General features: G+C 31.0%; 18 protein-coding genes. 3 read left to right on the forward strand and 15 right to left on the reverse strand.

What is annotated here, in order from left to right:
• Positions 1-28 precede the first annotated feature (28 nt).
• The 9 genes from ABD940_RS13150 to ABD940_RS13185 form a co-directional block, all read right to left on the reverse strand.
• Positions 29-2,221, reverse strand: coding sequence for a peptidase domain-containing ABC transporter (locus tag ABD940_RS13150; RefSeq protein ID WP_345204649.1), 2,193 nt, complete (start codon positions 2,219-2,221; stop codon positions 29-31).
• A gap of 69 nt (positions 2,222-2,290) precedes the next feature.
• A complete protein-coding gene (locus ABD940_RS13155) occupies positions 2,291-2,491 on the reverse strand; it encodes a bacteriocin-like protein (RefSeq protein ID WP_345204654.1) in 201 nt (66 codons plus the stop codon).
• Between the two features lie 24 nt (positions 2,492-2,515).
• A complete protein-coding gene (locus tag ABD940_RS13160; RefSeq protein ID WP_345204657.1) occupies positions 2,516-2,713 on the reverse strand; it encodes a bacteriocin-like protein in 198 nt (65 codons plus the stop codon).
• A 38-nt stretch (positions 2,714-2,751) separates the two neighbouring features.
• Positions 2,752-2,949: a bacteriocin-like protein gene (locus ABD940_RS22910; protein WP_425550365.1), complete on the reverse strand. Its 198-nt coding sequence runs from the start codon at positions 2,947-2,949 to the stop codon at positions 2,752-2,754.
• Between the two features lie 102 nt (positions 2,950-3,051).
• Entirely contained in the window at positions 3,052-4,557 is a 1,506-nt protein-coding gene (locus tag ABD940_RS13165) for a thioredoxin domain-containing protein (RefSeq protein ID WP_345204659.1), read from the reverse strand.
• A 135-nt stretch (positions 4,558-4,692) separates the two neighbouring features.
• Positions 4,693-5,787 carry a thioredoxin-like domain-containing protein gene (locus tag ABD940_RS13170; protein WP_345204663.1) on the reverse strand — a complete coding sequence of 365 codons (1,095 nt, stop codon included), beginning with the start codon at positions 5,785-5,787 and terminating at the stop codon, positions 4,693-4,695.
• A gap of 81 nt (positions 5,788-5,868) precedes the next feature.
• On the reverse strand, positions 5,869-6,951 hold the full coding sequence (locus ABD940_RS13175; RefSeq protein WP_345204666.1) for a TlpA family protein disulfide reductase: 1,083 nt from the start codon (positions 6,949-6,951) through the stop codon (positions 5,869-5,871).
• 20 nt (positions 6,952-6,971) lie between these two features.
• The gene (locus ABD940_RS13180) at positions 6,972-7,811 is read right to left on the reverse strand and encodes a GLPGLI family protein (RefSeq protein ID WP_345204670.1); all 840 of its coding nucleotides are present in this window, start codon (positions 7,809-7,811) and stop codon (positions 6,972-6,974) included.
• Positions 7,812-7,872: 61 nt separating this feature from the next.
• Entirely contained in the window at positions 7,873-8,085 is a 213-nt protein-coding gene (locus ABD940_RS13185) for a bacteriocin-like protein (protein ID WP_345204673.1), read from the reverse strand.
• A gap of 251 nt (positions 8,086-8,336) precedes the next feature.
• Between ABD940_RS13185 and ABD940_RS13190 the strand changes: the two genes are divergently transcribed.
• On the forward strand, positions 8,337-8,705 hold the full coding sequence (locus ABD940_RS13190; protein ID WP_345204676.1) for a helix-turn-helix transcriptional regulator: 369 nt from the start codon (positions 8,337-8,339) through the stop codon (positions 8,703-8,705).
• Between the two features lie 118 nt (positions 8,706-8,823).
• Here ABD940_RS13190 and ABD940_RS22915 read toward each other — a convergent pair whose 3' ends face one another.
• The 5 genes from ABD940_RS22915 to ABD940_RS13210 all read right to left on the reverse strand — a co-directional run bounded on the left by ABD940_RS22915 (position 8,824) and on the right by ABD940_RS13210 (position 13,397).
• Positions 8,824-8,997 (reverse strand): bacteriocin-like protein, encoded by a 174-nt coding sequence (locus ABD940_RS22915; protein WP_425550366.1) that lies wholly within the window; start codon positions 8,995-8,997, stop codon positions 8,824-8,826.
• 674 nt (positions 8,998-9,671) lie between these two features.
• Positions 9,672-10,634 (reverse strand): DUF3810 domain-containing protein, encoded by a 963-nt coding sequence (locus ABD940_RS13195; protein WP_345204679.1) that lies wholly within the window; start codon positions 10,632-10,634, stop codon positions 9,672-9,674.
• Between the two features lie 85 nt (positions 10,635-10,719).
• The gene (locus ABD940_RS13200) at positions 10,720-12,165 is read right to left on the reverse strand and encodes a sugar MFS transporter (RefSeq protein ID WP_345204683.1); all 1,446 of its coding nucleotides are present in this window, start codon (positions 12,163-12,165) and stop codon (positions 10,720-10,722) included.
• Between the two features lie 41 nt (positions 12,166-12,206).
• Positions 12,207-12,935, reverse strand: coding sequence for a lysophospholipid acyltransferase family protein (locus tag ABD940_RS13205; protein ID WP_345204686.1), 729 nt, complete (start codon positions 12,933-12,935; stop codon positions 12,207-12,209).
• A 3-nt stretch (positions 12,936-12,938) separates the two neighbouring features.
• The gene (locus ABD940_RS13210) at positions 12,939-13,397 is read right to left on the reverse strand and encodes a GtrA family protein (protein WP_345204688.1); all 459 of its coding nucleotides are present in this window, start codon (positions 13,395-13,397) and stop codon (positions 12,939-12,941) included.
• 232 nt (positions 13,398-13,629) lie between these two features.
• On the opposite strand from ABD940_RS13210, the gene ABD940_RS13215 reads away from it, so the two are divergent.
• On the forward strand, positions 13,630-13,893 hold the full coding sequence (locus tag ABD940_RS13215; protein ID WP_345204690.1) for a hypothetical protein: 264 nt from the start codon (positions 13,630-13,632) through the stop codon (positions 13,891-13,893).
• Between the two features lie 219 nt (positions 13,894-14,112).
• Here ABD940_RS13215 and ABD940_RS13220 read toward each other — a convergent pair whose 3' ends face one another.
• Entirely contained in the window at positions 14,113-14,481 is a 369-nt protein-coding gene (locus ABD940_RS13220; RefSeq protein WP_345204693.1) for a helix-turn-helix domain-containing protein, read from the reverse strand.
• 194 nt (positions 14,482-14,675) lie between these two features.
• On the opposite strand from ABD940_RS13220, the gene ABD940_RS13225 reads away from it, so the two are divergent.
• Positions 14,676-15,207, forward strand: a 532-nt coding sequence (locus ABD940_RS13225) for a hypothetical protein (RefSeq protein ID WP_345204696.1), incomplete at its 3' end; no start/stop codon positions are given.

Consider the following 15,207-nt stretch of genomic DNA (forward strand, 5'->3'; position numbering starts at 1 on the left):
GATTCCGCTTTATTTTGTGATGTAAATTTTAATTTCCAAGTTCCAATTGATTTTTCACCAATCTGTAATATTCACCTTTTAAAGCTACCAATTCAGCGTGATTACCTTCTTCAACTAGTTTTCCTTTATCTAATACAATAATTTTATCGGCGTGCTTTACCGTAGAAAGTCTGTGAGCAATCACGACAGCAGTTTTACCTTTGAAGAATTGCTCAAGATTTTCCATGATTACTTTTTCATTATTTGCATCTAATGCTGAAGTTGCTTCATCAAATAGAATATAATCCGGAGATTTATAAACAGCTCTTGCAATGAATAATCTTTGCTTTTGACCACCACTTACTCCAAGTCCTTCATTTCCGATTTTCGTATTGTAGCTTAAAGGAAGTTCTTCGATAAAATCTTTAATATTGGCGATTTCAACGGATCTTCTTAATTTGTTTTTATCAACGTAATCTTCTCCAACTGCAATGTTGTTTGCAATAGTATCATTGAAAACATATCCTTCCTGCATCACAACTCCACAATGATCTCTCCAGAATCTTGGCGATATATTTTTAAGCTTTGTATTTCCGAGTCTTATTTCTCCTTCATTTGGTTCATAAAACTTCATTAACAATTTTAATAGAGTAGTTTTTCCACTTCCGCTGGCTCCGACAATTGCTGTGGTTTTTTGGTAAGGAATGGTTAATGTTAAATTTTCAAAAACAGACATATCTGAACCAGTATACCTGAAAGAAAGATTTTCTATTTCAATATCTTTTTCGGGCAACTCGTGAGTATATTGCTCTTCTTTGTTCTCTTCGTCATCTTTGTCGTGGATTTCTCCAAGTCTTTCAAGGGAAATTTTTGCGTCCTGAAACTGCTTAATAAAATCAATTAATTGTAATAACGGACTATTCAGCTGCCCGATGATATATTGTACGGAAAGCATCATTCCTAAAGTCAAATTTCCATCAAGAACTAATTTTGCAGAAAGGAAACTTACCAGAATATCTTTCATTTGGTTAATGAAATTTCCTCCTACAGACTGCCATTGTTCAAGTGAAAGGGATTTTATTCTTAATTTAAATAATTTAACCTGTAGAAATTCCCAGTCCCAACGTTTTTGCTTTTCAGCATTATGCATTTTTATTTCCTGCATTCCATTAATAAGCTCAATTACCTTACTTTGTTCCTGGGAAACCTGTGAGAATCTTTTATAGTCTAATTCTTTTCTTTTTGCCAAGAAAAAACTGATCCATCCGATATAAGCTGCAGCTCCGATAAGATATACTATAAACAGCCTGTAATCATAAAATAATAGCACAATACTGAATATAACCAGATTGACTAATGAAAAAAGGGTGTTCAGAGATGAACTTGTCAAAAGTTGCTCAATTCTGTGATGGTCATTAATTCTCTGCATGATATCTCCAGTCATTCTTGTATCAAAGAAACTGATAGGAAGTTTCATTAATTTGATAAAGAAATCGGAAATAATAGAGATATTGATTCTCGCGGAAAGATGTAATAAAATCCAGCTTCGGATCATTTCTATTCCCATTCTTCCCATAAAAAGAAGAACCTGAGCTAAAAGAACAAGATAAATGAAATTAAGATCCTGATTCTGAATTCCGACATCGACAATGCTTTGAGTCAGGAAAGGGAAAATAAGAGATAGTAAACTTCCTGCCAAAAGTCCAACCGCAATCTGAATAACAAGCGATTTATATTTTAGTAGATATTTTGATAAAAAAGTGAAACTTGCCTTACTTTCATTATCATCAAACTCAGTTTGGAAAAATGCCGGTGTTGTTTCTAAAATTAAAACAATCCCTTCTTCTGTTTTTTCATTGGCATTTTCACCAATCCAAAGTTTAATAAACTCTTCTCTTGTATAAGTAATTAAGCCATATCCTGGATCAGAAACATAAACTTTATTAGATTTATCGATTTTATAAACAACAACAAAGTGATTTTTGTTCCAGTGAACAACGCATGGCATTGGAACTTCTTCTGCTAAGGATTCAAAATTAATCTGAACTCCTAAAGAACGAAAGCCCAGATCTTCGGCTGCATCACTTAATCCAAGTAAGCTGCTTCCTTCTCTGGTAGTTTCTGAAAGGTTACGGATTTGTTGTAAAGAAATGCTTTTTCCGTAATGTTTACTTACGATACGAAGGCAGGTGGGACCACAGTCTTTGGAATCTGGTTGGCGGTAGAAAGGAAAGGATTTCAATGATTAATGTTTTTGTTATAAATAAGTTGCCGCCAGTTTGGCGACAACTATTTTTATATTTTTTGAATTTTAAGAATAACAATATTTGTTACAAATACGTTCACAAGGCAAAAGAACAGTATCCGGATTTGATGAATTTGGATCAGCTAGGCAAGCTGCCATTGTAGTATAGCAAGCTGTAGATGCTGCTTGTCTTTCTGCGCATTCAATAGAAATTCCTCCTTTTACAGATTTTAAGTTTTCTCTGGATAGTTTTCTTAGATTTTTCATGTTTTGATTATTTAATTAAAAGAATTAATAACAAGCTTTATTGCAGTGTTGTCTACAGTATGAAAATCCAAAATCAGGATCTACAGAGTTGGGATCCGCTTGACACTGTGCAAGTGTAGAATAGCATTTTGTAGCTGCTGCCTGTGCTGCAGCGCATTCTTGGGAAATTCCTCCTTTTACAGATTTTAAATTTTCTCTTGAAAGTTTTCTTAAATTTTTCATAATGTTTTGATTTTGATGGGTTTCATTTAATGATATATCTATAATCCTGGATTCCATCCAGCTGGAAAGCAATAACTTTCTTCCGAGTAAAAGCAAGTTTGTGATGTCGCTGCTTCACATTGCTCTAGTGTAGCATACGGATGATAAAGTGGTGACTTAGGACCTGGACATCCTTCCTTAGTTCCTCCCTTTACAGATTTTAAATTTTCTCTTGAAAGTTTTTTCAAATTTTTCATAGTATAATTTGTTTTAATTTCCCTACTCTAAAAGCTTTTCGGGTACCGCTAAAAATTTTTCCTAATTTAGTGAATTTTCTGTATCAGAAAATTATTTTTTCATTAAATCTCTTCGTCTTCTGTCAATTCATCAATAAAATAATAAATATCATCACGATCGTATTTATCGGGGAATTGATATCCGTTAATTAAGATAATAGGAGTGAAGTTAAGACCGGCACTTCTGTTTTCTGCAGACATTTCAACTAGTGGAGTTAAATCTTCATTGCTTGAGCTTGTGCCTACTTTTTGTCTGATTTTATTTTCATCCCTTGTTTCAAACCAATATTCTACAAGATGTAGAAATTCCTGGGAAGGTTTATTTTGGTAAGTATACATGAAATCAGAGATAAGATTTGTGAATTTTTCATTCTGAGAATCAGGAGAATAATTAAATCTCATCTGAACAGAAATATCATTAGGATATTTGCTTAATAAATTTTCTACGATCTTGTGAGCATCTTTACAAAATCCACAATACGGATTTGATACGATTGACAAATGAAGCCTGGCTTCTTTATTTCCAACAAAAAATGTTTCGTTATCGTTGAAAGTTACTTTTTCTTTTTCTAAAAGCTCTCTTTTGAAAAGATCATAATTTCTTTTAAATCTTAAATTTTTGGCGTTTGATTTCTGTAAATTTTCTTTTTCTTCAAGAGTATTATTTAAATATAAAACTAATGAGAAAGAAGCAATCCATAGAATAAGACTTAGTAAAGAAGTTTTTATGTCGAAATAAATATTTTCAAAAAGGAATAATCCAATTAAAAGTTGAGCAACTAAAACCGAAATAATCAAAAGACAAACACGGCAGAAAGTTTTTTCCACAAGAGCCTGAATGTATAGTGAATATCCAATCGCAATCACGGAAGCAAAAGTAAAACCTTTAATTACAAAAGAAGTTGCCGGTAAAAATAATCCCAGAACTGTAATCCCGATGAAATATATTAACGAAAAATCCGAAAATTTTAATCCAAGAATGCTTGTTTTGTCTTGAGTGATGATTTTATTGCAGGCATTTACACTTTGATTTCCTGTTGTATCACCACAAATACTTCCGATAACTGTTGATGTATTCCCGAATTTCTGATTAAAAATTTCCAGAGAAATATAAACTCCTGCCAACGAAAGAACGTTGAATAAAGCTTCATACCAAGCCTGATTAAGAAGAGAATAAACCAAAATTACCGCAAAAACGGCATAAATAAAAGGTTTATAACTGGTAACAGATTTATGTTCTACTTTATCTTTTTCAAAAAGTAATACAAAGTCTGTTGACTTTTTGTGAAGTTCTTCTTTATTTAAAGTCTTTGCTTTATCTGAATAGATCGAATATTGAGCGCCTGATTTTTTTACTAATGAAAAAGAATTATCAACGATCGTAATGAATTCTTCAGGAAGCTCGTCCCAATATTCTTTATCAAGTTCGTAAGCATCATTTCTTACGCCCATAAAATTAAGAGTATCACTGAAAGCTAATGCTGAAGGGTAATTTGGATGTGAGTTGAACTGAAAAAGAAACTCTTGCTTATCGAGTTTAAGATAGTTAATTAGTTTGTCCAATAGCATATTAATATTTTTGTCTAAAATAAGGAGATGTTTGAAAAAAACAAATGTTTTTTTTCAATTTAAAGTGATTTATATTTATTTTATTGTATTTTAATGTTTTAAATACAGTTTTTGAATAAGAATAGGTTGATTTTATTAATTATTTTCAATAAAACTCTTTAAATCTTTCTCAGAAGATAAGCCTACAGACGATTTTAAGATTTTAAAATTATTATCAACCAACACGGTATATGGAATTGCACCATTGAGTCTGAATTGCATTTGAATTTTTTCATAATTTGAATCTTTTTCATTGATAATAAACTGTTTCCAGTTCATTTTTTCTTCATTTAAGGTTTTTTTCCATGCATTTTTATCCGAATCTATTGATATCGAAATAAATTCCAATGATTTGTTTTTATCATTATATATTTTTTTCAAAAGCGGAATTTCTTCTCTGCAAGGTCCATACCAACTAGCCCAGAAAACTACTAAGTGCTTTTCATATTTTGAATCTAAAATTTTAGATTTTTTCCCGTTTGTATCTTCAATTAAGGGTAGATCATTATTCTTTACAGTAAATCTTTTCTGATTATATGCGAATAGTTTTTTATAAGATTCACTTTCTGTAATATCACCTTTGAAGAGTTTTAGAAACTCATCAACTTGTTTGGGTGAAAAGCTGTTTTTATTTTCATTAATCTTATATAATAGATGGAATGAAAAAGGATATTTTTTGAGTTTTTCCTTTACAACTGCAATGGTTTTAGCATCAATCTTATAAAATAAATCTTCATCAATATGATATAATGCCTCTGTTTGTTTTCCTGCAATAATAGGAGGTTTTAGATTAACTAATCTGATTTTTTTAGAAAATTCCTTTGGAGTGTTGTCAAAAATTTCTCCATTGATAATTACAGCAGAATCTGAAAGAAAACGTGATTGATTTAATGATCCTCCTCGATATTTAGAATTTGTAGGAAAGCTAAGAAGTCTGAGTGTAGCTTCATTATCTACATGATCTAATCCCAAATAAACAGGCTCGCTATTTTTTTTCCATTTGTAGATAAAATTGAATTTTCCATTTTTAGTTTTTATACTGTCAATTCTATTAGTCCCATTATCTTCATAAAGATACATCGTTCCATCTGGTAAATTCGGGATATTGCCTTTTATTATAGTTTGATTCTGATTTTTAGAACATGAGGTAGAGCAAAAAATAAAAAGTATAAGTAAATAGTAAAGTTTCATAATTTTTGTGTTTTTGTAAAAGTAATAATTAAAGCTTTTATTCTGTCTTTTCTGAATTTTTTCACAGTGCTTTTTTTTTCTTTATAAATTTTGTTCAAGAAAAATTTCAAGTTCTTCAGGAGAGATATTCTTCTTTATAATAGTTCCTTCTGAGTCTAAAAGGAATGTTGTTGGAAAAGAATTAATATTATATTTTTTAGATTCAGTTCCATTTTCATCCAAAAAATGTAACCAAGAAAGATTTTTTTCTTTCATTACTTTTTTCCAATCGTCAATATTTTTAGTTTGATCAGTTGATATTCCAATAATTTCTAATCCTTTTTCTTTGTAATGATTATAAACCTCTTTATACTTTGGGAAATCTGCTAAACAAGGACCACAATGAGAGAACCAAAAATCAACAAGAATATACTTTTTATTACTGTTTTTGAATATATAATTTTTCGTAAAAGTTCCAATAGGAAATTTTTCTCCGATTTGGATTTTTTCTAATGTCTGAAACTTATTTGATAATCTTTTACCAGCGATAGATTTTTTAATATCATTGGGTAAAGAATCGAATATTCTTTTATACCAACTAGAGTAGTACCAATCATTTTCAGTTTTATAGATTAAATACCATAAAACTAAATTGTGATTTTTACTCCTACTGGCAGATTCATAAATTAGACTATCTCTTTTATTTTCATTATCATTAATTAATCTATCGTAGTATATTTTCTTTTCAGAAGGGAAAATATTATTGTTTGCTTTTACATCGTTAGAAATATTTTTATAAATATTATCTCTATCAATTTCAAAATTATTTAGTATTGTTTTAAAATCCTCATCAGCCTGCGGAAAAAGACTTTTATCGGAGCTCTTAAGAACGAAATTATTTTCTCCTGGATTTAATATGTAAATACCATAATTTTCATTACATTTTTCAGAATAAATTTTGAAAGCTTGCGAAAAATTAATTTTGCCTTTAGTTGTATATTTATTTTTTACATATGTGAGCTTTGGGGCTTTCATATTATAGTATAAAGAATCCCCAATAATTCTTTCTAGAATTATCTTATTGCATTCATTTTTATTGGTGATACATAATTTATAATCTTTCTGTTGAGAAGGAAAATGATTAGAGAATAATAGAAATGAACAAAAAATTATTAAATATTTCATCTTCGATTTTATTTAAAGATCTATTTAATCATGTCTATCTCAATGATATTATTATCTCTTTTTATTCTATCTTTTCTAAGCTTTTCTACGATTCTCATATGTTCGCTTCTTTTTTCATCTGATTCATAATAAATTTCACCACTCATTGCTCGTTGTCTGAAATCTTTAGAGGGGTCTTTACGGAAATCTTTATAGAATTTTATGAATTCACTAAATGTGAGATTTCTGATATTTTTACCTACATCAATATTATTATATATTTCTGATGATATTGTTTTTTTTACTTCTTTAAGTTGAAAAGAATGATAACCTTTTGAGTCTTCAATCTTAACAATCAAACCAGGCAAATCTCTAAATTTATAGGGGCCATCATGAAAAGGAATTGTTTCCGTAAACCATGCAGACCAAATTCTGCCACCAAAAATAAGCTCAGCTTTTTGACATTCATAGCCGGAAATTATTTCTTTTTGTGGAAGTAATTTCCAATTAAGCTTTCTTTCGTCTGCTATTACAAATTTATAAGCTGTTGAAAATTCATCGGTAGTTAACGAAACCTTTGAATCAGAATAATTTTTTTTAATAATATATCGGGTATGAATATTTTGATCAGGCATTGTCATTAATCCTTTTTTTGCATCTTCTGCCATTGTTGAATCTGATATGAATTTTCTCAAACTAAAAAAGAGAGATTTGTCAGGATCAACATCTAAAACCATTTCTTCATTTATTACACTATCTTTTCTTAATGTATCTGGAATAGATTTATAATTATATGTAAATCTATAATCCTGAGCTGAACACAGAGATACTAAGTTTAAAAATATCATTAATAGATATTTTATAGTGTTGATGTTTTTCATATTGTTCTTATAAATTATAGCACTCTAAAATTATTATTTAGAGTGCTAATTTAAAATTATTTTAGCATGCTACAGGATATGAACCTGTGCTACAAACTGGATTACCTTTAATATAGACACATGAGCTGCATGCATCACCATTATTAGAACAACATTTGTAATACTTTCCTTCACCTTCATCACCAACAACATAAATATCATTGTTATTCGGATTTATTTTCCCACCAAATACATCTTTCAAATTTTGTCTCGAAAGTTTTTTAAGATTTTTCATCTTTTTAAATTGTTTAAATTAATAATTTGCTTTTTGTCATACAATCCCTGACTTGGGTTTTTTACTGATCAGTATTCAATCTATATCTGCGCAAATATAAATTGAGTTTTAAAGCGCTTTATCAATATTGAAGTTTCAAAACTAGTAAAAAATATTTCATACAGATAAGAAATATGTTGCAATTTTCTTGCAATTTCTTTGCATAATTTGCGCAAATATTGCATACATTTGTAACAGACACATGCATTACGATGGTACAAGAAAAATTAAAGAACGTTAGAAAACAGAGGAACATATCTCAGGAACAAATGGCAAAAATATTATCTACAGATGCTTCAACCTATTCCCGAAAGGAAAATGGTAAAACAAAAATCCATGATGATGAATGGGAAAAAATTGCCAAAGCTTTGGATACTTCCGTTGAAGATCTTAAGGAAGAAAAAGGCTTGGGAATAATACATAATGAAAATTCAACGTTTAATGATAACGCTGGAAATTATAATCATTATCATAGTATTCCAAATTCTATCTTAGAAAACTTACAAGATTACATCAATCTCTTGAAAGAACAGAATGAATCTTTAAAGAAAGAAGTAGAAGATTTGAAATCTCAGAAATAATATATAAATGCTTAATTAAAAAAGTATTTTTTCAAGAAAGTTGAGAAACATAATATATCCTGTTTCTCAACTTTTTTAATCATAACAGCTTGGTCTTATAGTTATTTTTTCCTTGTTGTTATGAGCATAATTGATCATTGGGAATGCAAGCACCTTTACATTTTTGATAACCTGGTTTGCAGGGACATTCAGGACGTGGAACACCCGGTATAGTTTGGAAGTCACCACAATTAATAGCTCCTCCATTCACAGACTTAAGTTCTTGTCTTGATAGTTTCTTTAGATTTTTCATAAAATAGTTGTTTCAATTTGTCTTACTCTTTTTTAAGCTTTTCGGATTCCGCTTTTGATGATTTTACTTTGTAGAATGTATTTATCGACTTTATAAAAGTATAAAGTCTCTTTCATCTTATAACAAAAGTATTCTTAATACATATTATAGACTATACCATAAATAGGGTATAATTCTTAAAGTATTATTCGATTGGTTTAGTGAAGAGAAACTATTTCTGAAGTATAATTTACCGGGAATTCTCTATTTAATTCTTTTTGAAAAAGAAATGATATATTTATAATCTGAAAGATTTTGAGACTGCGAAAAATTGAAATTTTAAAGGCGGAAAAACAGAACTATATGTTTAGCTAAATCAGGAAATAGAATTTATATTTGCTAAACAAACGTTTGATTTAATGTGTTTTTTGAAGCGGATTTTTGTTAAAATTGTCTTTTCGTCAGTCATACAATAAATTTAGAATAAATACGAAAATTTAGACCGAACTCAAGAGAACTTAAAAAGTCATAAAGTTTTCATAAAAGTTTTAAAAAAAAGTGTAAATGTTTTTGTATTTATAAAATATGTTGTACTTTTACAACGCCTTGAATGAGGGAACAAGTCAAGGTAATAAATTTTTTTTCATCATTTGTGTTTTTAGAATCGTATCGCCTGATACGATTCTTTTGTTTTTTTATATCTTCTCATAATTAAGAAGAAGGTCGATGAAATAAGAATAAGTGATAGATCCTTCCTGTTGATTGCTCTTCAGAAAAAGGTTGTTGGTAAATCCGAAAAAGTCATCCAATACTCCCTGATGTTTTAAAACAAAAGCTTTTTCATAAGCTCTGTCTTTTTTCATTTCTTTTGAATAATTTTTCAGTGCATTTTTTACAAATTCGGGATCTTCATCTACGATATAATTCAATAAACTTTTTAAAGTAAAATATTCTGTGCTGTAGCGAAGTTCTAAATTTTTAGAATTAATTCCAATAAGATATCCTACAAAATTAGCTTCCTGCTCTCTCGCAAAACCAAGCTGATGAGAACTCTCATGAGCAGACGTGAAAGGAACCAAAGTATTAGGTAACTGAGAATTGAACTGAGCTTCTGCCGTAAATGGATTATAGTAACCCAAAATCCCTGTAAAATTCATTACATTTTTAAAAAGGCTTGGCTTAAATGCATTTATTTCCGGAGCTTTTTTATCAGAAATATTCTGAGGAAGTTTTGTCTGTTGTGAAAGAATTTCGTGTTGAACAGCTTTTAGATCTGTAATGATAAAAACTCCGTTATTGTCTTCCTTTGTAAGACTCCTTGTTTCTTTACATTTCTCCAGATATTTTAAAGCTAATATTTTTGCTTTTTCAACTGTAGGTTCTTCCTGGCTCGATAATTTTTTAATGATCGGAGTTTGGAAATACAACATTCCCCAAAAGATCTGATACGAAAAATAAAAGATGTTAATGACGACTAAAATCTTTAATAAAGAAGAACTTCGACTTTTCTTTTTAAAAGATTTAATAATAAAATAAAGAAGGAAAATTCCTAATAAAATATACAGAACATCTCCAAAGGAAAAAGGGATCCACGAGAAAATAATCTGATGAATCTTTTTCTGAATTTCGAAAAAGCTCTCAAAAAAAGAGATCATCATCTTTGATTTTGAGAAAGCATAGAACAAAAGAAATTGGGCAAGTAATAAACCTGCCCAAAATCTTTTCTTATATATTATTTTTGTATTAATGACCACTTCCTTTCGTGATTTTATCAAGGTTAATTCCCTGAGATTTCAGGATTCCGCTTACTCTTATTGCATAGAAAGCAAGATAAGCAAAACAGATAACACCTACAATATAGCTGAAGTGAATATTTGTAAGGTCAGCAATATATCCCTGAATGAAACTCACGATTCCACCTCCCATAATCATCATAATAAGATATCCAGAACCTTGGTTGGTATGTTTTCCAAGACCGTTGATTGCCAAAGCAAAAATACAAGGCCAAAGTGTAGAACAGAATAAACCAACACTTGTGAAAGCATACACAGAAACCATTCCTGAAGTAGCCATACCAATTAACAAAGCTGCGATACCTGCAACTGAGAAAATTAAAAGCATTCTGGCAGGATTTCCCTTACTCATGATATCACATATGATCATTGCGATAATAATGAATCCGTAAACATAGAAATGTGACAGATCGTGCTTCGCAATAGCATTTACCAATAAGAATACACCAAAAGCAAGATAAGGAGCGAAGAATCTTAATACTTTTTTGAATCCTGCGCTTACGTCAAAAGCTTCAACAGCACCAGTCCAACGACCGATCATCAAAGAAGCCCAATATAAAGAGATGTAAGGAGCTACATCTTTAGTTTCAAAACCTAAACTTTTTTCCATATATGCAGGAAGGTTACTCGCTGTGGAAACTTCTACACCTACATAAACGAAAATCGCAATCATTCCTAAGATCAATTGAGGATATTGGAAAGCCGATTTTCTGTGTTCACCCGGAGTTGCATCATCCGTATCTTCTAAAACTGTTGGCGTTATAGCCGGAAGTGAAGAAAATTTAAGCATAATTGCTACTAAAACGAATGCCACACCCAGAATAAGATAAGGAACTTTTACACTTTCAACACTTACATCATTATTCGCTGCAGCTGCAGATCCGAAAATCGCAAAAGAAACGATCAGCGGACCGATAGTTGTTCCAAGATTGTTGATTCCTCCTGCCATTGTCAATCTCTGAGAACCTGTTTCACTAGGTCCTACTTCGATAGCTAAAGGATTAGCAACAATTTGCTGTAATGAAAACCCAAGTCCTACAATGAACAGACCGGAAATCATTAGCGGGAAAGAGTGCATATTTGCTGCCGGATAAAACAATAAAGTTCCTGCTGCAGAAATAAGAAGACCAACGATCAAACCGTTTTTGTACCCGATTTTATTAATTAAATCCTGTTTCAGCCCTTTTGAAACTGCCATATAAATTAAAGAACCTACCGTATATGCTACATAAAAGCAAATTTGTACAAGCATACTTTCGGTTTGGGACAGGTCAAAAGCCTTTTTGAAAACAGGGATCAGGATATCGTTACTTGCTGCTACAAATCCCCAGAAGAAAAATACAGTAACCAGCGGAACGAATTGTCCCCAATTAGTTTGTTTAGAATAATTTGACATATTTGTTGAAAATTTCTGAAAACAAATATATATTATTTCTATTAATTATAGTGTTTTAACAATGTTTTTTTTATTGTCTCAAAAGCAGACAATTTAAGTTCTTTCGGTGATTCCGAAGGGGCTAAAATTCCGTTAAAATAAACTTTTGCTTTACCTGGATAACCTTTTCCGCTTTCAAACGGAAAAATTTCCTTTAATCCGATGAAAGTAAAGATTACAATAGGAGAATTATGCTTCGAAGAAAGTGTAAATGCACCGTCTTTAAATTCATCTAAAATAATAGAAGTGTCATCAGGAACTCCTCCTTCCGGAAAAATCACAATGCTGTTTCCTTCTTCCATTTTTTCGGCACATCTTCTGTAGACATCGGCGCGGCTTCTTGCGCTTTTGCGATCCACCATTACACATATCCTTTTATATATGGTACCGAAAATCGGGATTTTCACCAGTTCTTTTTTTCCAACAAAACAAATAGGATGATCTGCGCACAAAATACACATCAGCATAATATCCATGATGGAAGTATGGTTGGAAATAAAAACATACTGTTGGTTCTTATCAAGTTTCTGGGCAGAAAGTTTCGTCAGTTCGTATCTCAGACCCATTCCGTAGAACATGCAGTAACTCCAGCATCTTATAAACTTATAAGCGTATTTATAATGCTTTTTATTGAACGATAAAATATAAACGGGAATTCCAAAAAGGATGGTGAAGACAAATGCCAGTAACAACATCCAGAATCTCCAAAGGTAATTTAAAACTTTTGTCACAATTTATCCGTTAAAAATTACTTTTTTCTTGATAGAATAATTAAGAATGGAAACCAATAAAATCGCTGCGATCTTACTCGTTATTTCCGGACTTAATGTGTAGACGATAAGATCAATATTATCCTTAAATATATAACTGTAAAAAATCTGGAAGAAACCGAGACTCAATAAAGTTGAAATAAAAGAAACAACCATAAAGTAAGCAAATTCTTTTCTCTTGGAATGCTTCCCTCTTTCGAAAACAAACCAGATGCTCAGGAAATAATTGCTTATGATTCCGCAGCTTGTTGAGAAAATATTACTCAGCGGATAATGGATTCCGTGGAAGTTGGTTTCACGTGGAAATATGTGAGGCAGGGAAGTACTGAAGAACTTAAAGCTCCCAATTTCTACAATGGCACTCAGTCCTCCCGCAATGATGAAGAACAAAACTTGTTTCTGGCGTAGTATTAAATCTCTCATCTAATTGATAATGATATGCAAATTTATAATTATATGTTAAACAGTTAAAAAAAGATGTTAAATATTTTTTTTGATTCAAAAATATGTCTAAATTTAATTTTCAGAATGATGTAAACCTGACCTGATAATAAATTCATTTTCAACTATTTGTTGATGGTTTTTTCTATCTTGTAGTGCGTGATTGAAAGCATACGATCAAAAAATTTTACGACCACATTTTAATAATATTTGTATGAAACGTCAAAACAAATACAGAAAATTCCAGCTTCAGCAACAAAATATTGAAGCTCTTGAAAAAGAAAATACACGCTTCAAACGGGTGTATTCAGAGTACGAAAATATGTCCAATGAACTTTGGAATCTCGAAAACTCCAGTGGCGAACCCGTACCTGATGATTTTATCAATGCCATGATCCTTCAGACATCTTATTTAGAAGATGAGATCGAGGATTGGTTGATACAGTTTAACGATCAAAAAGCAGAAATAAAACATTAGTTATGAACCTCACACCGGATCAATAAAAAGAGAGCTACACGAAAATGGTTAGCTCTCTTTTTATCTTTTATCAGTTAATATGCGGTGTCATGCTGAGCCCGTCGAAGCATCTTAAAAAACTTCCAAAAAAATTTTGTACTGTAATCTCACGCTAATACACAAAAAAAAACAATTAGTATTCGCAATGTCATGCTGAGACTCTCGAAGCATCAATCAAACCTATTTACTTTTCAATTCCTCAATCTCCACTTTCAGATCTTTGATCTGTTGTTCGTAAACTTCAATTAATTTTTTTGAAACCTCAGAATATTCGTAATATATATTGTCATTGTCAACAGCTTGATAACCTGTTCCATTTTCACGTATTTCTTGATTAAAATTTTTTTGCGATTCCGTATCCAGCAAATCATTCAATGGAGTTTCTAAGATTTTAGAAATATCAACAAGTCTTTCAACGGTCAGTTTTGTTTCACCTGTTTCTATTTTTCGATAGGCTGAAGTGCTCAGATCTAGGTCATGAGCCATGTTCTCATAAGAGAAACCTTTTTTACTGCGGATCTCCGCTATCTTTTTGATAATCTTTTCCATAATAGTAAAAATATTTTTCGTAAAAGTAATAATTTTTCCGTAAAAGTGAGTTCTGCACGAAGGTATTTATTTTAGTTTTGTCCCTGTTCATATATAGATTGAATTTTTTTTATAAATCTTTTCCAACCTAAAGACAAAATAATGCATCTATATAATAAAGAATTATATTTAACCCATAAAACAAACAAATGATCATGAAGAGAAAAATGATTTCGTGGCTGTCTATACTGACAGTCTTTCTCACCTTACTTGGCTCCTGCCATAATGAAGATTTCGCCAAAGGCGAAGCGGAACCCCAAAGAAATAATGCTAATTTCTTTAAGCATACCCAAAAAGGAGGCATCAATGCTAAATCGGGAGTAGATTATGTGAGTATTCTCGAAGAGTATTCTCGCGAAAAAGACTTTCTTTCCACAATGCCGGATCAGAAAGGAATGCCGATTTGGGACAAGATGCATGTTGTAGATGCAGAAGGCGCAACAGGACTTGTGATCCCACTCTCTCATGACAATGAAACCATGAGTTCCGTACTTTTTGCTATTTTGGATGATAAAAATACAGTGACGGGAGTGAAAGATTATGATAACGATCTTTTAGAAAAGATTGTTTATGATGAAAAAATAGATAAGGATTACAGAGAACGGATGTTTTATACTTTTATGTATATGGATAACAGAACCTTCGGGAATGAGCGTTTTACCAATATTCCTTCCGATCTCTTTGTAG

The sequence above is a fragment of the Chryseobacterium ginsengisoli genome (assembly GCF_039542325.1).
In the GTDB taxonomy this organism is placed as follows: Bacteria; Bacteroidota; Bacteroidia; order Flavobacteriales; family Weeksellaceae; genus Chryseobacterium; species Chryseobacterium ginsengisoli.

Bases quoted from the DNA above. Each gene is read 5' to 3' on its own strand.
- ABD940_RS13210 (WP_345204688.1), bottom strand. From the start codon at position 13,397: ATGAGAGATTTAATACTACGCCAGAAACAAGTTTTGTTCTTCATCATT.
- ABD940_RS13180 (WP_345204670.1), bottom strand. From the start codon at position 7,811: ATGAAAAACATCAACACTATAAAATATCTATTAATGATATTTTTAAAC.
- ABD940_RS13175 (WP_345204666.1), bottom strand. From the start codon at position 6,951: ATGAAATATTTAATAATTTTTTGTTCATTTCTATTATTCTCTAATCAT.
- ABD940_RS13195 (WP_345204679.1), bottom strand. From the start codon at position 10,634: ATGATGATCTCTTTTTTTGAGAGCTTTTTCGAAATTCAGAAAAAGATT.
- ABD940_RS13185 (WP_345204673.1), bottom strand. From the start codon at position 8,085: ATGAAAAATCTTAAAAAACTTTCGAGACAAAATTTGAAAGATGTATTT.
- ABD940_RS13160 (WP_345204657.1), bottom strand. From the start codon at position 2,713: ATGAAAAATTTAAGAAAACTTTCAAGAGAAAATTTAAAATCTGTAAAA.
- ABD940_RS13155 (WP_345204654.1), bottom strand. From the start codon at position 2,491: ATGAAAAATCTAAGAAAACTATCCAGAGAAAACTTAAAATCTGTAAAA.
- ABD940_RS22910 (WP_425550365.1), bottom strand. From the start codon at position 2,949: ATGAAAAATTTGAAAAAACTTTCAAGAGAAAATTTAAAATCTGTAAAG.
- ABD940_RS13215 (WP_345204690.1), top strand. From the start codon at position 13,630: ATGAAACGTCAAAACAAATACAGAAAATTCCAGCTTCAGCAACAAAAT.
- ABD940_RS13190 (WP_345204676.1), top strand. From the start codon at position 8,337: ATGGTACAAGAAAAATTAAAGAACGTTAGAAAACAGAGGAACATATCT.
- ABD940_RS13200 (WP_345204683.1), bottom strand. From the start codon at position 12,165: ATGTCAAATTATTCTAAACAAACTAATTGGGGACAATTCGTTCCGCTG.
- ABD940_RS22915 (WP_425550366.1), bottom strand. From the start codon at position 8,997: ATGAAAAATCTAAAGAAACTATCAAGACAAGAACTTAAGTCTGTGAAT.
- ABD940_RS13165 (WP_345204659.1), bottom strand. From the start codon at position 4,557: ATGCTATTGGACAAACTAATTAACTATCTTAAACTCGATAAGCAAGAG.
- ABD940_RS13170 (WP_345204663.1), bottom strand. From the start codon at position 5,787: ATGAAACTTTACTATTTACTTATACTTTTTATTTTTTGCTCTACCTCA.
- ABD940_RS13220 (WP_345204693.1), bottom strand. From the start codon at position 14,481: ATGGAAAAGATTATCAAAAAGATAGCGGAGATCCGCAGTAAAAAAGGT.